General features: G+C 72.3%; 13 protein-coding genes. 6 read left to right on the top strand and 7 right to left on the bottom strand.

Annotation, left to right across the window (positions count from 1 at the left end; genetic code table 11):
- Positions 1 to 11: 11 nt before the first annotated feature.
- Both ACFY2L_RS27335 and ACFY2L_RS27330 read right to left on the bottom strand, forming a co-directional pair.
- Positions 12 to 1,760, bottom strand: coding sequence for a glycoside hydrolase family 3 protein (locus ACFY2L_RS27335; protein ID WP_390661547.1), 1,749 nt, complete (start codon positions 1,758 to 1,760; stop codon positions 12 to 14).
- Positions 1,761 to 1,845: 85 nt separating this feature from the next.
- Positions 1,846 to 3,219, bottom strand: a complete 1,374-nt coding sequence (locus ACFY2L_RS27330; protein ID WP_390823697.1) for an MFS transporter — start codon at positions 3,217 to 3,219, stop codon at positions 1,846 to 1,848.
- Positions 3,220 to 3,433: 214 nt separating this feature from the next.
- Between ACFY2L_RS27330 and ACFY2L_RS27325 the strand changes: the two genes are divergently transcribed.
- Positions 3,434 to 4,135 carry a TetR family transcriptional regulator gene (locus tag ACFY2L_RS27325; RefSeq protein ID WP_390661549.1) on the top strand — a complete coding sequence of 234 codons (702 nt, stop codon included), beginning with the start codon at positions 3,434 to 3,436 and terminating at the stop codon, positions 4,133 to 4,135.
- Here ACFY2L_RS27325 and ACFY2L_RS27320 read toward each other — a convergent pair.
- On the bottom strand, positions 4,132 to 5,025 hold the full coding sequence (locus tag ACFY2L_RS27320; protein ID WP_390661550.1) for a PhzF family phenazine biosynthesis isomerase: 894 nt from the start codon (positions 5,023 to 5,025) through the stop codon (positions 4,132 to 4,134). The genes ACFY2L_RS27325 and ACFY2L_RS27320 overlap by 4 nt on opposite strands.
- Positions 5,026 to 5,108: 83 nt before the next feature.
- On the opposite strand from ACFY2L_RS27320, the gene ACFY2L_RS27315 reads away from it, so the two are divergent.
- Positions 5,109 to 5,996, top strand: a complete 888-nt coding sequence (locus ACFY2L_RS27315) for a LysR family transcriptional regulator (RefSeq protein WP_390661551.1) — start codon at positions 5,109 to 5,111, stop codon at positions 5,994 to 5,996.
- Positions 5,997 to 6,397: 401 nt separating this feature from the next.
- Here the strand turns inward: ACFY2L_RS27315 and ACFY2L_RS27310 are convergent, their stop codons facing one another.
- Positions 6,398 to 7,747 (bottom strand): mucin-1, encoded by a 1,350-nt coding sequence (locus ACFY2L_RS27310; RefSeq protein ID WP_390823696.1) that lies wholly within the window; start codon positions 7,745 to 7,747, stop codon positions 6,398 to 6,400.
- 181 nt (positions 7,748 to 7,928) lie between these two features.
- On the opposite strand from ACFY2L_RS27310, the gene ACFY2L_RS27305 reads away from it, so the two are divergent.
- From ACFY2L_RS27305 to ACFY2L_RS27290, 4 genes are all read left to right on the top strand, one after another.
- Positions 7,929 to 8,948, top strand: coding sequence for a LacI family DNA-binding transcriptional regulator (locus ACFY2L_RS27305; protein ID WP_390661553.1), 1,020 nt, complete (start codon positions 7,929 to 7,931; stop codon positions 8,946 to 8,948).
- A 79-nt stretch (positions 8,949 to 9,027) separates the two neighbouring features.
- Positions 9,028 to 10,371 carry an ABC transporter substrate-binding protein gene (locus ACFY2L_RS27300; protein WP_390823695.1) on the top strand — a complete coding sequence of 448 codons (1,344 nt, stop codon included), beginning with the start codon at positions 9,028 to 9,030 and terminating at the stop codon, positions 10,369 to 10,371.
- A 111-nt stretch (positions 10,372 to 10,482) separates the two neighbouring features.
- On the top strand, positions 10,483 to 11,424 hold the full coding sequence (locus ACFY2L_RS27295) for a carbohydrate ABC transporter permease (protein WP_390661555.1): 942 nt from the start codon (positions 10,483 to 10,485) through the stop codon (positions 11,422 to 11,424).
- 2 nt (positions 11,425 to 11,426) lie between these two features.
- Positions 11,427 to 12,281, top strand: a complete 855-nt coding sequence (locus ACFY2L_RS27290) for a carbohydrate ABC transporter permease (protein ID WP_390823694.1) — start codon at positions 11,427 to 11,429, stop codon at positions 12,279 to 12,281.
- Between the two features lie 94 nt (positions 12,282 to 12,375).
- Here the strand turns inward: ACFY2L_RS27290 and ACFY2L_RS27285 are convergent, their stop codons facing one another.
- The 3 genes from ACFY2L_RS27285 to ACFY2L_RS27275 form a co-directional block, all read right to left on the bottom strand.
- On the bottom strand, positions 12,376 to 13,716 hold the full coding sequence (locus ACFY2L_RS27285; protein WP_390661557.1) for a jacalin-like lectin: 1,341 nt from the start codon (positions 13,714 to 13,716) through the stop codon (positions 12,376 to 12,378).
- A gap of 158 nt (positions 13,717 to 13,874) precedes the next feature.
- Positions 13,875 to 17,078 (bottom strand): family 78 glycoside hydrolase catalytic domain, encoded by a 3,204-nt coding sequence (locus ACFY2L_RS27280; RefSeq protein WP_390823693.1) that lies wholly within the window; start codon positions 17,076 to 17,078, stop codon positions 13,875 to 13,877.
- 206 nt (positions 17,079 to 17,284) lie between these two features.
- Positions 17,285 to 18,463, bottom strand: coding sequence for a S1 family peptidase (locus ACFY2L_RS27275; protein ID WP_390661559.1), 1,179 nt, complete (start codon positions 18,461 to 18,463; stop codon positions 17,285 to 17,287).
- Positions 18,464 to 18,806: the final 343 nt, after the last annotated feature.

The raw sequence follows: 18,806 nt of genomic DNA, 5'->3' as shown, positions 1-18,806 counted from the left end.
GCATCAGCGGCTCACGGGAGTTCGACGCCGTGGCCGTAAGGGAAGAGGGGGTCCCGCGTGTCGTTGGGGACGTCCGGGCGGGACGCCTCCACCGCCGCCATGGAACGCGGCAGTTCGAACGGGAGGCGGCCCTCGGCGCGGGCCCGGCCGAAGGCCACGTCCAGAAGTGCCGCGTCCGAGGCGCCGTAGTCGGCGACCAGGGCGGCCGCACGCTCCGCGATCTCCGGGAGGACGGCGGGCCGTTCGAGGTTGACGCACACCAGCGTGGGCACCGCGTCGAGCAGCCGCAGGATCTCCTTCAGCTCCTCGTCGGGGAACGCCAGTGAACCCGCGTGGAAGAACGACTCGAAGGCGCCGGGGCGTCGCTCGTAGGGGGTGCGCAGGCGCAGGACGGCCACGTCCGCGTCGGCCGGATCGGTGACGATGTTGCCGTACGCCGCGGCCGCCTCCCGGCTCATCCCCTGGACGTACAGCTCGGGACGGCCCCGCAGGGGCAGCAGGCCGCGGTTCTCCAGCACGGTGAGCGAGCGCCGCTGGGCCGCCTCGCCCAGGGCGGTGAACTCACGGGCGCCGACGACCTCCTCGGCGCGGTCCGGGTCGACGTACGGGTTCTCGAAGAGCCCCAGCACGAACTTCTCGCGCAGCAGCCGCCGTACGGAGACGTCGATCCGCTCCTCCGCGACGCGGCCGGTGCGCACCAGCTCGACGATCACCTCGGGGCACTGCTCCCCGCCGAACTGGTCGGTGCCGGCGTCCAGCGCCTTCGCCGCGCGTTCGGCGACGCTCAGGTGCTCGACGCCCCAGGCGCGGGCCTCGGCCGGTTCGCCCATGATCTCCGCGTCGCTGAGCAGGCCCCAGTCGGTGCAGATGATGCCGTCGAAGCCGAGACGTTCGCGCAGCAGGCCGGTCAGGACATCCTTGTTGAAGCCGAAACCGACCTCCTCCCAGTCGGTGCCGACGGGCTGGCCGTAGTACGGCATCATCTGCGAGCACCCGGCCTCCACGGCCGCCCGGAACGGGGCCAGGTGGTACTCGCGCATGCCGCCCGGGTACACCTGCTCCTTGCCGTGCGGGAAGTGCGGGTCCTCGCCGTCCTTCTGGGGCCCGCCGCCGGGGAAGTGCTTGACCATCGCGGCGACCGACCGCGGGCCGAGCCGCGGGCCCTGCAGCCCCCGCACGTAGGCGGCCGCCAGTTCGCCGCCGACCTGCGCGCTGGAGCCGAACGTGCCGGACTGGCGGGACCAGCGCGGCTCGGTGGCCAGGTCGATCTGCGGGTGCAGGGCGACCCGGAAGCCGACCGCCAGGTACTCGCGGCGGACCGTGTCGGCGAACCTCTCCACCAGCTCCGCATCACCGATCGCGGCCAGGCCCAGCGGTTCGGGCCAGGCCGAGAACGCCCCGGAGCCGAAGGACGCGCCCGGGTTGTCGGTGAAGGCGTGCCGGGGGTCGGTGGAGAGGGTGACGGGGATGCCCAGCCGGGTGTCCGCGGCCAGGTCCTGCATCCGGTTGGCCCAGCGGGCCATGGCGCGGGCGTCGCCCTGGCCGAGCAGGTTGAAGTGGGTCAGACGGCGGCCCGTGACCAGCTCCGTGGTGCCGCACCGGAGGAAGGGGCCCTCCTCGGCGAGCCCGCCGTCCGGCGTCATGGTCAGCATCGTGTGGAAGAGCTGGCCCGCCTTCTCCTCCAGGGTCATCCGGGCCAGCAGGTCCTCGACGCGCTCGTCGACGGGCAGGTTCGGATCGCGGTACGCGGGGGTGGTCATCCGGGATTCCTTGTACGTGGGGGCCGTGGGGGCCGTGGGGGCCGTGGGGGCCGTGGGGGCCGGGGAGGCCGTCGGGGCCGCGGGGCTACTTGACCGAGCGGATGAACTGGACGGCGACCGCGCCCAGCACGGCGGCGACCGCGCCGAAGAGGAACAGCGCGCCGTAGTTTCCGCCGCCGCCGATCGCGAGGAACGCGGGAGCGACGATGGGGACGAGGGACTGGGGGAGGGCGTTGCCGATGTTCAGCACGCCCATGTCCTTGGCCGACTCCTCCGGGTCGGGCAGCACCGCGGCGGCCAGCGCCATGTCGACGGAGAGGTACAGGCCCTCGCCGAAGCCGAAGACGACCAGCGCGGCGACGTACATCCCGAAGTTCTGCGCGGAGGCGATCATCGCCAGGCTGACCGCCATGACCAGCGAGGACCCCAGCACGTACGGCTTGCGGCGGCCGGAGCGGTCGGAGAGCTGGCCGCCGAGCAGCGAGCCGACGACGATCGCGACCACCATGGCGAGGGTGCCGGCCAGCACCTTGCCGGTGACCGCGGTGTCGTCGTAGCCGAGGCGGTCCATCAGGAAGTAGACCTGGTAGCTGGTGACACAGGAGGCGCCGGTGAAGACCAGGAAGCGGCCGGCGAAGTTCCAGGCGAAGTCGGGGTGCCTGCGCGGATTGACCCAGAAGCTCCGCAGGAACTCCTTGAGGCTGTACGGGGCGAAGGCGCCGGCGCGGGCCGGACGGTCCTTGACGACGACCGCGAGGCAGGTGACGGCGGCCAGGCCGATCGCGCCCGGCACCAGGAAGGCCAGGGCCATCGAGCCGCTGAACACCTGGGCCAGCACCGAACCGCCGATCATCGCCAGCGAGGTCGTGATGCCGATGACGCCGGACACCCGCGCCTGCTGCTGCGGCGGGATCAGGTCGGGGACGCACGAGGTCAGGGCGGCCAGCGTGGCGTTGATGCCGAGCTGGGCGACGGCCCAGCCGAACACCAGCACCGGCACGCTGCCGCCGAGGGCGACGACGAGGAGCCCGGCGAGTCCGGCGGCCATCCCGCCCACCAGCCAGGGGCGGCGGCGGCCGAAGCGGCTGGTGGTGCGGTCGGACAGGGCGCCGAAGACGGGGTTGCCCAGCATCGCGAGGAGCGCGCCGACGCTGAGCACCTGCCCGAGGGCGGCACCCCGGTCCGCCTCCGGGACGATCTGGCTGACCCGCAGGGCGAGGGTCACCATGACCGGGGTCAGGACGGCGAGATAGGCGCCGAACTGGGCGAAGGCGAGGGCCAGGACGAGCGGGGCGGGGGCCTTGGGGAGGGCGTCCGCGGGCCGGCCGGCCGCGGGGGAGGCGACGGCGGGGGCGGACTGCGCGACGGGGGCGAGGGCGTCGGCGGGGGCGGACTGCCCGGCGGGGACGGCGGTCGGGGCGGGCGACTCGCCGAGCGGGGCGTCGTGGCTCAGGGCCATGGCGGCTCTCCATGGGGGACGGGGGCGGCTTCTTCGCCGCACCGGCCCGATCAGGGAAGCAGTAAAACCGAGTAGGTAGTAGGTTTTGGTCGCGTGGCTTGAATCACGCTGCACACGGCTTGAAAATCCCGGCCGCTTACTCGTGTAACCGACGGTCCGGCGGTGTGTCGCACTCCACCGAGGAGCACCCTGTGGGCGGGCTAGGGTGACCGCCATGGACCAGAAGGACGGCACCGAGCACAAGGACGGCGCCAGAGCGGGCAGGGCCGCCGGCCGCGGCGGCTACGCCGTCGGCGACGAGCGACGGCTGCGCATCCTGGACGCCGCCGTCGAACACTTCGCCCAGTGGGGCTTCCACGCCTCCTCCCTGGCCCGGATCGCCAAGGACGTCGGCATCACCCAGGGCGGCCTGCTGCACCACTTCCGCAGCAAGGAGGACCTCCTCGTGCAGGTCCTGGCCCGCACCGAGCAGCAGGACTCGGAGAGGTTCTTCCGGGAGGAGTTCTCCACGGTCACCGAGTGCTACGTGAGCCTGCTCCGGCTCACCGAGTACAACGCCGCCCGCCTCGGCCGCACCCGTATGTTCAACGTCCTCGCCGCCGAGGCGGGCGACCCCGGACACCCCGCCCACCCCTACTTCGTCCGGCGCTACACCGAACTGGTCTCGGTCATGTCGGCCTCGCTGCAACGAGCCGTGGACAGCGGCGAGCTGAGGCCGGGAACCGATGTCGTCGGGGTGGCCGAGGAAACGGCCGCCGTGATGGACGGCCTGCAGCTCCAGTGGGTCCTCGACCCCAAGGGCTTCGACATGCCGGCCCGCTTCCACGCCTACGCCGACCGCCTCCTGCGCGGCATCACCACGCGGGCGACGGGCCTCCCCGAGGAACCCGCCCCCCGCGCCCCCTCATCCTCCTAGCCGATCGGCACGGCCCGCCCCGTGACCCGGACGCGCGGGTCCTGCGGGTCCACCTCGATCAGCAGGTCGCTGGGGCGGCCCATGTCCTCTCCCTGGCGGATCGTGATCCTGGCCGGGCCGGTGACGAGGCCCACCGTGCGGAGGTAACCGCCGAACGCCGCGGCGGCCGCCCCCGTCGCCGGATCCTCCACGACTCCGCCGACCGGGAAGGGATCGCGGGCGTGGAAGTGCTCCGGCGACTCACGCCACACGAGGTGGACGGTCGTCCAGCCGTGGCGCCGCATCACCTCGCCGAGTCCGTCGAAGTCGTAGTCCAGGTCCGCCAGCCGCGCCCGCGAGGCGGCGGCCAGGACCAGGTGGTCGTTGCCGCCGAACGCCACATGCGCGGGCAGCGCCGGGTCCAGGTCGCCGGGAGCCCAGCCCAGGGCCGTCAGCGTCGCGTCCAGCTCGGTGCTCGTGGCGGGGCGCGAACGCGTCGCGACGCTGGTGAGCGTGGCCACCACCGCGCCCTCGTCGTCCACCCTGGTGGCCACGGGAATCTCGCCCGCGGCGGTGTCCAGGACGATGTCCCCGGGGCCCAGCCGCTCGGCGAGGGCGACCGCCAGCGCGACGGTCGCGTGCCCGCAGAAGGCCACCTCGGCGAGCGGGCTGAAGTAGCGCACCCGGAATCGGCGCGCCACCTCGTCCCGGCCGGTGACGAAGGCCGTCTCGGAGTAGCCGACCTCGGCGGCGACGGCGAGCATCGCCGCCTCGTCCAGCCCGGCGGCGTCGAGCACGACCCCGGCGGGGTTGCCTCCCGTCGGGTCGTCGGTGAAGGCCGTGTAGCGCAGGGTGTCGGCGTGCGGCTCGGGGTGGCTCACGGGGTTCGTCCCGCTCACGTCGGTGGTCATGGCTCCACGCTGTCATCCCGGACCCATCGAGTCCAACGATGAAATACGATCCTGTCGATCGGGTTTTCACATAGCCTGGCGGTGTGGACACCCGCCTGCTGCACACCTTCGCCGCGCTCGCCCGCACGGGCAGCTTCACCGCCGCCGCCACCGAGCTGCACCTGGCCCAGTCCACGGTCACCGTGCACATCCGCACCCTGGAGCGGGAGCTGGGCACCCGGCTCTTCGACCGCCTGCCCACGGGCGCGCTGCTCACCGAATCCGGCCGCCGGCTGCTGGACGGCGCCGAGGACGTGCTCGACGCCGTGGCCCGGCTGAAGGCCGCCGGTTCCGGCGACGGCCCGGTGGGAGGGCGGGTGGTCGTCGGCACCCCCGAGTCGCTGTGCTCCACCCGGCTGCCGGACCTGATCGCCGCCCTGCGCACCAGCCACCCCGAGGTGGACGTACGGCTGGACGCGGCCGGCACCGCGGAGTGCGTCGAGGGGGTGCGGTCCGGACGCCTCGACCTGGCGCTGCTGCTGGAGGAGGAGGCGGACTTCCCCGATCTGACGACCGAGCCGGTCGCCCGCGAGCCCCTCGCACTCCTGTGCGCTCCCGGCCATCCGCTCGCCGCGCGGACCCGTGCGGCGACCTGGGCGGAACTCGCGGCGGAGCCCTTCTTCCTTTTGGAACAGGGCTGTTCCTACAGCGACGAGCTGGAGCGACGGCTGCTCGCCGTGCCCGGGGCGCGGCCGCGGCTGACCCGGTTCGGCAGCGTGGACGCGGCACGCTCCTGTGTCGCCGCCGGCCTGGGACTGACCCTGCTGCCGCTCACGACCGCGCGGGAGCACCTGCGCCAGGGACGGCTGGCGCGGGTCCGCGGTCCGCGGTTCGCGGACGTGCCCGTGCGGCTGGCCCGCCACCGCAGGCGGTGGACGGCACCGGCCGCCCAGGTGTTCACCCAGGAGCTGGTACGCCACTTCTCCGACTGACGGGAAGCGAGGCACAGGGCGGGGCGTCATGGCGTGAGATACGCCTGCACCTCGCTGAACTGCCCCACCGGACAGCCGGTGTTGGCGCTGACGCCGGTCGCAGGTGACGCAGGCCGGTGCCACCGGGCGGGGAGACGGTGACCGTGTTGCCGTTGGCCGGGTCGCAGCGGTGGCCGGTGGGGCCCACCACGGTCGTAGGCGGAGCGGTCGGCGCTGCCCAGCACGGGCGACGTCCGTGCCCGGCCCGGCGCCCACCGGGCAATCGGTCCCGCGCGATGGCTGGAATCCCTCCCCGGCTCGGGCCGTCCGGCTCGGCCTGCCTGGCTTGGCCTGCCCGGCTCGGCCCGTCCGGCTCCGTCTGTCCGGCTCGGGCCGCCTTGCTCGGCCCGAGCCGAGCGGTGTCAGGGGCCTGCCGGGCCGGGCCAGACGGCTGACGCGTCGTCACGGTCGGGGTCGGGAAGGCGGATCGGGCGGACGGGGAGGGTGCGGGTGTCTCCGTCGGTGACCGCGGTCCACGGGGCGGGGCGTCCCGAGTAGCACAGGGTGGTCAGGGCGAAGACGCCGTCGGCGTAGACCTCGACGTACTCGCCGACGGTGAGGATGCGCAGCGTCGCCGGGGGACCGGCGAGCACCGTCTCGCCGAGGCGGGCGCCGTCCGGCCCGGTGACCCACAGGTTCTTGCCGTCGCAGCCGACCACCAGGGCGGGCTGCTCGCCCTGCTCGTCGAGGGTGCGCAGGGTGATCTCGACGGGGCCGGTCATGACGAGGTCGCCGACCGCGTGCAGGCCGGGCCGGAGGGTTTCCTCGCCGAGCCACGCGTTCAGGCCCGGCCACCACTCCAGGCGGGGTGCCCCCTCCTCGGGCGTGACCAGGAGCTTCGGCTGGGCGAGCATGCCGCGGCAGCGCTCCCCGGCGTCGGTGAGACCGACCCGCCGGGGCGTGGTGTGCAGCACGACCCGGGAGCCGTCGGGCGCGGCGACGACACGCGGGGCGTAACTGCCCGTGGGCCCGAGGGGTCCGCGCCGCGTCCACGGTCCCCGCAGGCTCGGGGCGGTCCATGACTCGAAGCCGCGGGTCGCGCCGATGGAGCCGAGCAGAAGCCAGCCGCCGTCGTCCAGGCGCTCCAGGACCGGGCACTCCAGCTCGTCGACGTCGCCCGGCGAGATGAGCGGCGGCTGGACCGTCCAGTGCTCCAGGTCGTCGGAGGTGGCCCAGGCCACGCAGCCGCCGACCTCGACCGGCAGCGAGGCGTCGGCGGCGCAGACGACCATCACCCAGCCGTCCGTCTCGTCGTCGCGGACCACGAACGGGTCGCGCCAGGCCATCCGCTCGCCGGTGCGGTACCAGCGCGGGTCCGCCTCCACGACCGGTGCGGTGCCGTGGCGCCGCCAGCCGGTGCCGTCGGTGCGGTCGGAGTACGCCAGCCCGACCGACTGCAGGGGCCAGCCGTCCGCCGTCAGCTCGCTCACGCCGGTGTAGAACATCGCCATTCCCTCGCCGTGCCGGACGGGGTGCATGGTCCACACGGCCTGCTGGTCGAAGCGGCCGGGCAGGCCGACGCCGAACGCGCTGCCCTGCGGCCGCCAGCCGACCAGGTCGGTGGAGGTGGCCCGGCCGTAGGAGGTCTCCATCCGCAGGTGGTCGAACTCGGCCGTCCAGGGCCCCTGCAGATGCAGCACGGTGTAGGTGCCGTCCTCGTCCCGCAGCAGGGCGAAGTCGTTCACGCAGAGGCCGGGCGGGGCGTATCGCATGCACAGTTCCTGTCGGCTCACAGCGCCCAAACGCATGCGCTGACCATCGATCAAAACGGACTCACTTTGGAATCGGCCCAAGTAAATATGAACGCAAACGCTTGCGCAACAAGGTGGGCGGGTTTACGGTCACGTCACCCACAGATCACACCGACGTGAAAACTACGGGAGGAACCACCCCGTGACGGCCAGCATCAACGACGTCGCCCGCGCCGCCGGCGTCTCCGCCTCCACCGTGTCCCGCGCCCTGCGCGGCCGGCCGGGCGTCTCCGACGCGGTGCGGGAGCAGATCAGCGCCGTCGCCGCCCAGCTCGGCTACACCGCCTCCCGCTCCGCCTCCAGTCTGGCCAGCGGCCGGACCTACACCATCGGGGTCCTGGTCCCCTATGTGGGCCGCTGGTTCTTCGGCACCGTGCTGGACGCGGCCGAGAAGGTGTTCAGCGCCGCCGGGTACGACGTGCTGCTGTACAACCTCGGCTCGCCGGAGACACGCAAACGCTTCTTCACCAAACTGCCGGTCCGCAAGCGGGTGGACGCGGTGCTGTCGCTGCTCATCCCGGAGGAGGGGGAGGCGGCCGCGCTGCGCTCACTGGGCGTGCCGCTGGCCACCACGGTCGGCGGCCCCCGGCCCGGCTTCACCGTCGTCGGCATCGACGACCGGGCCGGCACCGAGAGCGCCGTACGGCATCTGGTGAACCTCGGGCACCGCCGCATCGGAATGATCAGCGGGGCCAGCGGGCCGCTGCACTGGACCACCCCCATCGAGCGCCGCAACGCCTACCTGGACGTGCTGTCCGATGCCGGGATCACGCACGATCCGGCACTGGAGGCCGACGGCGACTACACCGTCGAGGGCGGTGAGCGGGCCATGACCGAACTCCTGGCCGCCTCCCGCCCGCCGACCGCCGTGTTCGCCCAGTCCGACGAGATGGCGATGGGCGCCCTGCGGGCGCTGCGCCGCCACCGCCTCAAGGTCCCGGACGACGTGTCCGTCGTCGGCTTCGACGACCACGAACTCTCCGACGTGGTCGGCCTGACCACCGTCGCCCAGCCGGTGGCCGAACAGGGCGCCGAGGCCGCCCGGCTGCTGCTGCGCCAGCTCGACGAACCCGCCGCCGAGCCGGCCGGGCACGTCCAGATGCCCATCCGCCTCGTCCTGCGCGAGACCACGGCCCCGCCGCGCCCGCGCGGACCGCAATAGCCCCCCTGAGCCCCACACCCCCACGCGTCGCAAGCACATCCGTACCACGACCCTCGCCACAGCACGGAGGCACGCCATCATGAGCTCGATCAGCAGAAGGTACCGTCGCACAGCCTGTACGGGACTGGCTCTCGCCCTGCCCCTGGCGGCACTGGCCGCCTGCGGCGGGGGCGGCGGCACCGACGCCGCCGCTGAGGCCGGCAGCGGAAAGGGCACCATCAGCGTGTGGGCCCACCAGGGCCAGAAGAGCGAGGACGCCGCCGTGCAGGCCGCGGTGAAGTCCTTCAACTCCTCGCAGAGCGACATCAAGGTCGAGCTGAAGCTGATACCGGGCAACGACTACACCAAGACCGTCACCGCCACCAGCGCCTCCGAACTGCCGGACGTGCTGGAGTTCGACGGCCCGACCATGGCGAACTTCGTCTACAACAAGAAGCTCGCCGCCCTCGACGGCTACGTCTCCGCCAAGACGATGTCCAACGCCACCGACGCCGCCAAGTCCCAGGGCGAGATCGGCGGCAAGCACTACGGGCTGGGCATGTACGACTCGGGCCTCGGGATGTACGGCAACAAGAAGCTGCTGGACGCGGCCGGGGTCGACTACCCGACGAGCGTGGACGACGCCTGGACGGCGGAGGAGTTCACCGCCGCGCTCAAGGCGCTCAAGGCCAAGGACGCCGACGGCAAGACCCTCGACATCCAGGAGAACAACGGCCTCGCCACCGAGTGGGGGACGTACGGCTTCGCCCCGGTCGTCTGGTCGGCGGGCGGCTCCCTCCTCAAGGACGGCAAGGCGGAGGGGGCTCTCGACACCCCGGCGGCGGTCTCGGCGCTGAAGACCTTCCAGTCCTGGAAGACCTACGTCGACCCCAACACCGACGGCAATGCCTTCGCCGACGGCCGCGTCGCCCTGAGCTGGGTCGGCCACTGGATGTACCCCACCTTCAGCAAGGCCCTCGGTGAAGACCTCGTCGTCCTGCCGCTGCCCGACTTCGGCAACGGCACCAAGACCGGTCAGGGCTCCTGGGCCTGGGGCATCGGCGCCGACACCAAGAACGCCAAGGCCGCGGGCGCCTTCCTCGACTACCTCCTCAACGACGCCAACGTCACCGCCATGACGACCGCCAACGGCGCCCCGCCCGCCACGAAGACCGCGCTCGCCGCGAGCCCGCTCTACAAGCAGGGCGGCCCGCTCCAGCTCTTCGCCGACCAGCTCGCCAAGCCCTGCGGCGACAGCGACATCACCAGGACGTGCGTCGCCGTCACCCGCCCGGTGACCGCCGGATACCCCACCGTCACCGCCAAGTTCAGCGAAGCCCTCAACTCCGTCTACAGCGGCGCCGACCCCGAGAGCGCCCTGTCCAAGGCCGCCCGCGCCATCGACCAGGACTTCTCCGACAACGCCGGCTACAAGATCCCGTAGGACCAACGGCCGGGGGCGGGCCCGCGCCCGCCCCCGCCGGGAACAGGACCCACCGTGACCTCCGTCGAACCGGCGCACGCCGCGCCTCACGCCCGGGAGAAGGCCCCACCCGTGACCGCCGTCAAGCCCGCGCGTCCGGCGCGCTCCGTGCGCAAGGACCGCGACTGGTTGCACGGACTGCTCATGTCCACGCCCGCCGTCGCCGGACTCATCGCCTTCGTCGGCATCCCGTTCGGCTACGCCGTCGTCCTCTCCTTCTACAACGTCCGCCTGGGCTCGCCCCTGGCACCCACGTTCTTCGGACTGGAGCAGTACCGGCGGCTGTTCACCGACCCCGATCTGTCCGGTCCCTTCCTGCGGGCCCTGCTGAACAACCTGACCTTCGCCGTGGTCGTCGTGCCCGTGCAGACGGGCCTGGCACTCGGGCTGGCGATCCTGCTCAACCGCAAGCTCAAGGCGATCGGGGTCTTCCGGTCCCTCTTCTTCATGCCCGTGGTCTTCCCCATGGCGCTGGTCGCCGTGATCTGGCGGCTCATCCTCGCCCGCAGCGACCAGGGCATGCTCAACTCCGCACTGCACGCGGTGAGTTTCGGCAACTGGGGCGCCTTCGACTGGCTCGGCGACTCCGCCACCGCGATGGCCTCGATCATCGTGCTGTCCGTCTGGCAGGGCGTCGGCTTCCAGATGGTCATCCTCCTCGCCGGCCTCCAGCAGATACCGGGCGAGCTCTACGAGGCCGCCGAGCTCGACCGCGCGAGCCGATGGCAGCAGTTCCGCCACGTCACCCTGCCCGGCATCCGCGGCACCCTCGTCTTCGTCGCCATGCTCACCTCGGTGCTCTCCTTCCGGGTCTTCGACCAGGTCTACGTCCTCATCCGCGGCGGCGGACTCGACGAGGACGCCGCCCGCACCGTGATGTACCAGGCCGTCACCACCGCCTTCGACCAGAACAACGTCGGCCAGGCGTCCGCGATCACCGTCGTCTTCTTCCTGATCGTCGTCGCCCTGACCCTCATCCAGCGCCGCGTCGTCCGGCCCGACAACGAGGACTGACCATGAGCACCCCCACGGGCCTCACCCGTCCGCCCCTGCGCCGCTTCCTCGACTACGCCGTCCTGTCCGTGCTGGCGTTCGTCTTCGCGCTGCCCGTCCTCTACCTGTTCATGGGCAGCCTCAAGCCGTCCGACGAGGTGCTGAACGGCCTGTCCGGCTTTCTGCCCACCCACCTGTCCTTCGACAACTACACGGCCGTCCTCGACAGTCTCGACTCCGACAGCACCGGCTACTTCTGGCGCTTCATGGGTGTCTCGCTGCTGCTGGCGTTCGTGGTGGTGACCGGCGGCCTGTTCGTCAACTCCATGGCGGCGTACGGGCTGTCACGGCTGAGGTGGCGCGGGCGCGACGCCGTCTTCACCCTGGTCCTGCTGCTGATGCTGGTCCCGTTCGAGTCGGTGGCCGTCCCGCTCTTCTACATGTTCAACGGCCAGCGCAACACGCTCTTCGTCCAGGCCGTCCCGTTCATCGCCAACGCGTTCTCGGTCTACCAGTTCCACACGTTCTTCCGCTCGATCCCGCCGAGCATCGAGGAGGCCGCCCGCCTGGACGGCGCGGGACCCTGGCGCACCTTCTTCGCCATCATCGTGCCGATGTCGAAGCCTGCCTTCGCCTCGGTGGCGATCCTGACCTTCCTCACCCAGTGGGGCTCCTTCCTCTGGCCGGTCCTGATGGTCTCCGACCCCTCGGTGCGTCCGCTGCCGCTGGAGATGAGCGTGTTCCAGGCCCAGTTGCCCCCGGACTGGGGCCAGATCCTCGCCTTCGGCGTCCTCCTCGTCCTGCCCGTGCTGATCGTCTTCGCCTTCTTCCAGCGCTGGTTCGTCCAGGGCGTGGCCAGCTCCGCCGTCAAGGGCTGAGCCGGGCCGGCGTGGGGCACGGCCCTGCGCGCGTCGTGCACCTCGTGTGTCGTGGGTGCGGTCGGTGCGCGCGGGGCCGTGCCCGTCAGCCGGTTCAGCGCCGGGTGTAGATGAAGCCGATCTTGTCGACCTCGTCCCCGGAACGCCCGTGGAATCCGGCGATCTGCCAGCCGGAGGGGGCGGTACGGGTGACGCAGTCGGAGGTCGTGCTGCCGCCGGCCAGGGTGTTGCCGAGGTTGGTGGTGAACTTGGCGTAGAAGATGCGTGTGTGGCCGTCCTTCTGGCCCTGGCACAGGTAGGCGGTGGTCACGTACTCGCTGCTGCCCAGGGTCAGTGAGGACGCGGTGCCGCCGGTGCCGCCGTGGGCGAGCCTGGTGCCGCCCGTCAGGGTGAGGCTCATCTGGTCGACGCGGGAGCCGGAGCGCAGGGCGACGGTGGTGGCGCGGGCGCCGGCCGGGACACTGTCGATGTCGTTGAAGTAGGAGCTGTGGGGCCCGCCGAACTGCTCGCTGAGCTGGAAGGCGGAGTTGCGCGACCAGGAGAAGCCGACCGCGATCGGATCGTGGTCGGAGAGCATGAGCCCGGCGTCGGTGAGGAACTTGGCGTGCTCGTTGTTGTACGTGGTCGCGGTGAGCGAGACGAGTTTGCTGCCGCGGTAGAGGACCTTGTCGACGACCTCGCAGGTGTTGGGGACGGTCGTCCCGGTCTGGTCGCAGACCAGGGCGTCGCTGCCCTTGGCGGGCGCGGTGCCGCCGCGGATCAGCTGGACCCAGGCGTCGGTGAGGCCGTTGGCGGCGGCGAACTCGGCGATGGTGTCGCCGCTGCGGGTGTAGCGGGTGTTGGTGTCGCCCATGACCACGACCGCGTTGCCGGCGGAGTGCGTGGCGATGAAGTCGGTCAGCTGGGCGAGGTTGTCGGCGCGGGCGGCGAGGTCGTCGGCGTTGGTGCCGGCGTTGGTGTGCAGGTTGTAGAAGTCGACGTAGACACCCTCGGCGAGGCGTTCGCGCATGAAGGTGAAGCCCTTGGGGGTCAGGCAGTCGCCCGAGCCGTAGGTGCAGGAGTTCCAGCCGACCCGCTCGAAGTCGTCCGCGTCGTAGGCCGTCTTCGACAGGGTGTTGAGTCCGCTGCCGATGCCGGCCCCGCCGCTGGTGGCGGTGCGGTAGGCGTGGGCGGTGTCGGCGGCGTAGAGGTAGGCGTGGTAGTTGAAGTCCTCCTGGACGTGGACGACGTCGTACGGGGCTATCCGCTGGCCGATCGCCGTGGTGCTGGACTCGCGGGGCGTCGGCGCGCTGGAGATGGCCTCGGGCAGGCCTGCCACGTTGTAGCTGAGCACGCTGAAGGTACCCGAGTCCGCGGCCGCCGCGGACGGGGCGGCCGCGGTGAGCCCGCCGAGGGCGGCGGCTGCCGTCGCCAGGCAGGCGAGGAGTCTGCGCATGGGGGTGTGTCTCCTGGGGAGGGAAAGCGGTTGTGGTGGGAACATGCCAGAAGTTACCGCTGGTTACCCCAGGCGTGTCGAGAGTTTGGGCGTTCTTTCGCAGGAGTTCTCCGCGACGGCGGGGAAGCGGGCCCGGGCCGTGCCCCGGGGCCCCGCCGTCAGGAACCGGTGCGCTCGACCTGCGCCGTGCCCGAGCCGAGGGGCCCGATCCGCAGCACCGTACCGGTGAGATCGGTGAACGGACGGGCCTCCACCCGCCCCAGGCCCCCGGGTACCGTCGCCGTCACCCGGTACCGCGCCGGGTCCGCGTCGCCGATCTCCACCTCCAGCACGGCGCGGGAGTTGGGCGGCACCGTCACCCGTGTCGTGTGGGCACCGGCCGAGCGGTGCACGGCGACCTCGACCGGGCCGCGCACGGCCGGCACGGTGCCCGCCACGTCGGTCAGGGCGCCGGTCCTGGGGCGGATCAGGAACCCGGCCGCGCCGGGGGAGGTGACGCGGACGCCGAGCACGTGCCGGGCGACCGCGTTGGCCGGAGCGGACGCCCAGGCGTGGGAGAGCGTCATGTTGGACTTCAGCGCGGGATCCCAGGCCTCCGTGACGATGGTGGCCTTCAGCTCGTCGAGCATGTGCAGCCACGAGTTGGTGGCCGTGGAGGTGAGCAGCGCGAGCGCGGCGTCGGCACGGCCCAGCCGGAAGAGGGCGTCGAGGAGGAACTGCGCCCCGTACACGCTCGTCCGCATGCCGCCCGCGGCGAGGGTGTCCCCGAGCCGGGTGCGCACCTCGTCGTCGAGGGCGTCGGCGACGCCGAGCGCGACCGGGAAGGCGGTGGCGTGCTGGGCGCCGTGGGTGGTGCCCTCGCCGTCGAGGAAGCGGCCGGCCGTGCTGTCGAGCAGGGTGGCGCGCATGGCCGTGGCGAGCGTGTCGGCCCGCGCGCGCAGGGCCTCGGCGTCGTCGTCCCGGCCCAGCGCGTCGGCGCACTCGGCCAGGGCGTCGAAGGCCGCGTACTGGAAGGCGTTGACGACCGTGTTGACGTTCGTGAAGACGTACCCGTCCCGGCTCGCGGCCGGCCAGTCGACCAGGTCGCCCAGGTCCTGGCTGGTGCTGCCGGGCGCCTTGCGGACCAGCCCCCGGGAGTCCAGGTGGGTGGTGAGGTTCTTCGCCGCGAGCAGGTCGTAGTCCTTGGCGAGCCGGCGGTCGTCGCCGGTGGCGAGGTAGTCCTCCCAGGCGGAGAGCGCGCATATCAGCCGGTACTCGGTGGGCCAGGTGCCCTGGCGCACCAGGTATGCGTTCGACCAGCGGGCCAGGGCGTAGGAGCGCTGGACGCCGTACTCGGAGAGCTGGTTGATCAGCGCGTCGCCCTCGTAGGGGCCGCGTTCCCGGGTGGGGGTGTCGGTGTAGAGGTCCCCGCGGGTGGCCTCGACGGAGTACCGGCACAGCTCCCAGACCCGGTTCAGGGCGGGGTCGGAGCTGCGGAAGGAGGCGTCCGTGTCGTTCCAGTCCAGACGCCAGGCCCGCCCGGTGACGAGGGCCGCGGACAGGTCCAGCGACGTGCGCAGTTCGGCCCAGCGGAAGCCGCGGTACCCCCAGTGCTCGAAGCGCTGGCCGCCGTCCCGCAGGGTCCACACCTCGCGGTAGGTGTTGCTGGCGCGCAACTGGTGCCTGACGGTGCCGTCGGCGTTCAGCTCCTCACCGAGGCGCACCTCGACGGTGTCGCCCGCGGCGCCGGTGACCTCCAGGGCGAGCCCGCCGACGATCTCCCGGCCGAGGTCCACCAGCCAGCGGCCGTCGGCGACCCGGGTGACGGAGGCGGGGGTGACGTCGTGGAGCCGTACCGGCTCGATCTGCGCCGGCACGAGACCGGCGATCGCGCTGCGGACGAGCGGGGTGAGCCAGGCGCCGTCGTCGAAACCGGGCGCGGTCCAGCCGACGGGCTCCCGCCGCAGGTCCCAGTACTCCTGCGGGACGGTGTAGTAACTGCTGCCCGCGCTGCCCTTCGCGGGCAGCAGCCCGGCCTGGCGGCGCGCCTTCCAGTGGTCCCCCGAGGCGACCGTGGTGCGGCTGCCGTCGGTGTAGGTGATCTCCAGCTGGGCCAGGAACCGCTGTTCCGACGTGGTCCAGCACAGCGCGGCGAGCGCGTTCGCCCCGCCGTCGCGCAGGGTGGAGGTGAGGTCGAACGCCTGGTACGCCGTGCCGGTACCGGACCGCACGGAGGCGTACCCGGCCACCGTGCCGTTGCTCCACACCTTCGCCACGTACTGACGGGCCGGGCCGGGCGAGGTGGCGGCGACGTACAGCACGGCGGCGGCCACCTTCTTCCCGGTGTCGGTGGCGTACTCGTGCCGCAGCAGCGCCCAGGTGTCGTCGGCCCCGTAGGAGGAGAGCGAGGAGGCCCCGGCCGGGAAGGTGAGTGTGCCGCCGGAGACCGTGCCCGCGGAGAAGGTGCCCTTGTCGGAGGCGAAGTCGTCGTCGAGGAGGACGGTGCCGTCGGCGGCGGTGAACCCGACCCGGTCGTAGACCTGGGACTCGGTGGAGCCGTTGCGCAGGCCGATGTTGCCGGACGTGTAGCGGGTGTCGGTCGTGGTGTCCACGACGGTGCCGTCGACGGTCGTGGTGACGGTGGAACCGCGCGTGGTGACGGCGAAGTCGACCCACTGTCCGGTGGCGACGGCGAACGGCAGCCGGACCTCGCCGAGGACGGTGTACGTGCCGTTCACGCACACGTGCTTGCGCAGGACGCCGGGGCTGCCGGCGCGCAGCTGCCACAGGTAGTTGTCGGAGGCGCTCGCGGCACGGAACCACAACCCGGCGGCCACGGCGGTGATCTTCAGGCGGGCGGTGAAGGTGCCGTCGGTCATGACCGGCCCGGCCGGCACCCAGATCGGCTCGGCCTGCCACTCGTCCTCGACCGAGGTCGCGAGCAGGGCGGGCTGCGACCAGGCGGACCGCTTGTCGCCCCAACTGGCGACCCGCCACCAGTAGGCGGTACGGGGCCGCAGCGGCGGGCCTGCGTACGGTACGGCGGTGGAGTCGGCGGACTTCCGCTTCCCGGAGTCCCAGACGATCCGCCCGTCCTCGAAACCGTCGGGAGTGGCGGCCAGTTGCAGCTGGTAGGCCTGCTGGAGGGTACCGGCGCCGAAGTCGGGCACCTGCCAGCTGAACCGGGGGCGCTCTCCGGCGCTCGTGGCGAGGGCCCGCGGCAGCAGGTCGGCCAGGGTACCGGTGGGCGCGGGGGGCCTGCCGGGGGGTGCGGCGGCACGCGGCCCCTCGGCAGCGGACGCCGCGGGGCCGGTCAGCACGACCGAGGCCGCGGTGGCGCCGCCGAGTTGGAGGAGTCTTCGACGCGACAGATCCCGGGACATGCGCACCCTCGGTGTGTGAAAGGTTTCAATCAGATTTCCGGAGGTTAGGGCTCCGCGTGAGCACGGTCAATGCCTGGCCGGATGAGGATCCATCGAGGGCGTGAAACGATTTAAGCGGAAGGGGGGCGCGCATCCCGGTGCGGCGACCGGGCGCGGGCCGGCCGACCGGGACGCGCGCGACACCTCCCGAGGTGATGCGTGCGCGGTCAGTAGGTGTGCAGGGTGAGTCCGTAGCGGCCGAGGATCTCGTTCACCGGCTGGAACCACGTCTCGCCGCCGCCCGAGCAGTTGCCCCAGCCGCCGGAGGTGACACCCTGCGCCTGGTCGCCGCTGATGAACGACCCGCCGGAGTCGCCGGGTTCGGCGCAGACGCTGGTCTTGGTCATCTGGTACACCGCGCCCTGGCTGTAGTTGACGGTCTCGTTCCGGGCCAGGACCGTGCCGCAGTGCCAGTGCGTGGTGGAGCCGGAGCGGCAGACGGAGGCGCCCACGGGAGCCTCGGCCGAACCGCGGACGAGTTGGTCGGACACCGTGCCCCAGCCCAGCACGACCGGTACGGTCCACCAGCCGCTGCCCACGTTCACCCAGGCGTAGTCGTCGCCCGGGAACGAGGAGCCCTGGAAGGCGCCGACGTAGGTGCCGTCCCAGCCCCGGACGCCCGCCCCGGCCTGACCGCAGTGGCCGGCGGTGACGAACCCGCCGTACACCGAGAAGCCGATGGAGCAGCGGACGTTGCCGGTGTAGTACGGGTCGCCGCCGACCGTGCCCGCCGCGAAGGTGCGCGGGGCCGAGGCGACCGTCTCCACGGTGACCGGGCCGGCGGCACGGGCCCGCGTCAGGAACCGATGGACATCGTTGTCGGAGCGTCGGTCGCGGACGACCGTGACCACGACGGTGTTCGCCCTCGGGTCCACGTGCCAGCCGCCCACCGCCGACGGTGCGGAGAGCTTGTCGATGCGGGACTTCGCCGCGTCCAGCCGCCGTGCGCTGTGCTCGACGACGCGGACACCGGCCCCCTTGGCGCGGATCGCCGCGCGGGTGGCCGGTGAGGACTTCGCGGTGACGGCCACCGTGAGGCGGCCGTCGGCGGCGTCGAACCACGACCCCGCGTAGGTGGCACCCGCCGCGCGGCGCACGGCGGGTTCGAGTGCGGTGGCGTTCTGTTCGGCCGCGAGCCGGGCCGTCGCCTCGTCCTCGGTGAGTCCGAACTCCCGCTGCATGGCGCGGAGCAGACCGGTGGAGGCGGGGGCGTCGCCGGCGACGGGCGCCGAGGATGCCGTGCTCCCGGCGCCGCTCGCCGCCGCGGGGACGGCACCCGCGCCGCCGAGTCCGGCGAGCGTCAGGAGTACGGCCAGGCCGACGTGCTTGAGCCTCGTGCGTCTCATGGGAGTTGCCCTTCGTCGTTCCAGTGAGTGGGGGTGGAACAGCGGTCGGGGTGAGAGCGCTCTCAGGTGTGCGCGGCAGAGCCTAGCCCGGCGAGAGTGTCAGGTCTATGCCAATTCCGGATCCGTTTTCGGCGGGCCGGCATCGGCCCTGGTGCCGGGGCCGATGCCGGTCGAAGGGACGCCGGCGCGTCAGCGGTTGCGGATGGCGGTGGTGGCGAGGAAGCCGGTCGCGGCGGCGGTGATGAGAGCGCAGACGGCGAGCAGCGCGGTACGGCGCATGGGACGACCTTTCCCTAGGGGGTGGAGGGGTGCCCTGTACAACGCGCTCATGGCGGAGTCGGCT

Origin of the sequence: Streptomyces sp. NPDC001381 (assembly GCF_042895685.1) — a bacterium.
Classification (GTDB): domain Bacteria; phylum Actinomycetota; class Actinomycetes; order Streptomycetales; family Streptomycetaceae; genus Streptomyces.
This window is presented reverse-complemented; position numbering and strand designations above follow the sequence as displayed.

Coding starts and splice junctions, on each gene's coding strand:
- ACFY2L_RS27290 (WP_390823694.1), top strand. CDS start 11,427: ATGAGCACCCCCACGGGCCTCACCCGTCCGCCCCTGCGCCGCTTCCTC.
- ACFY2L_RS27320 (WP_390661550.1), bottom strand. CDS start 5,025: ATGACCACCGACGTGAGCGGGACGAACCCCGTGAGCCACCCCGAGCCG.
- ACFY2L_RS27325 (WP_390661549.1), top strand. CDS start 3,434: ATGGACCAGAAGGACGGCACCGAGCACAAGGACGGCGCCAGAGCGGGC.
- ACFY2L_RS27275 (WP_390661559.1), bottom strand. CDS start 18,463: ATGAGACGCACGAGGCTCAAGCACGTCGGCCTGGCCGTACTCCTGACG.
- ACFY2L_RS27310 (WP_390823696.1), bottom strand. CDS start 7,747: ATGCGATACGCCCCGCCCGGCCTCTGCGTGAACGACTTCGCCCTGCTG.
- ACFY2L_RS27300 (WP_390823695.1), top strand. CDS start 9,028: ATGAGCTCGATCAGCAGAAGGTACCGTCGCACAGCCTGTACGGGACTG.
- ACFY2L_RS27335 (WP_390661547.1), bottom strand. CDS start 1,760: ATGACCACCCCCGCGTACCGCGATCCGAACCTGCCCGTCGACGAGCGC.
- ACFY2L_RS27285 (WP_390661557.1), bottom strand. CDS start 13,716: ATGCGCAGACTCCTCGCCTGCCTGGCGACGGCAGCCGCCGCCCTCGGC.
- ACFY2L_RS27280 (WP_390823693.1), bottom strand. CDS start 17,078: ATGTCCCGGGATCTGTCGCGTCGAAGACTCCTCCAACTCGGCGGCGCC.
- ACFY2L_RS27330 (WP_390823697.1), bottom strand. CDS start 3,219: ATGGCCCTGAGCCACGACGCCCCGCTCGGCGAGTCGCCCGCCCCGACC.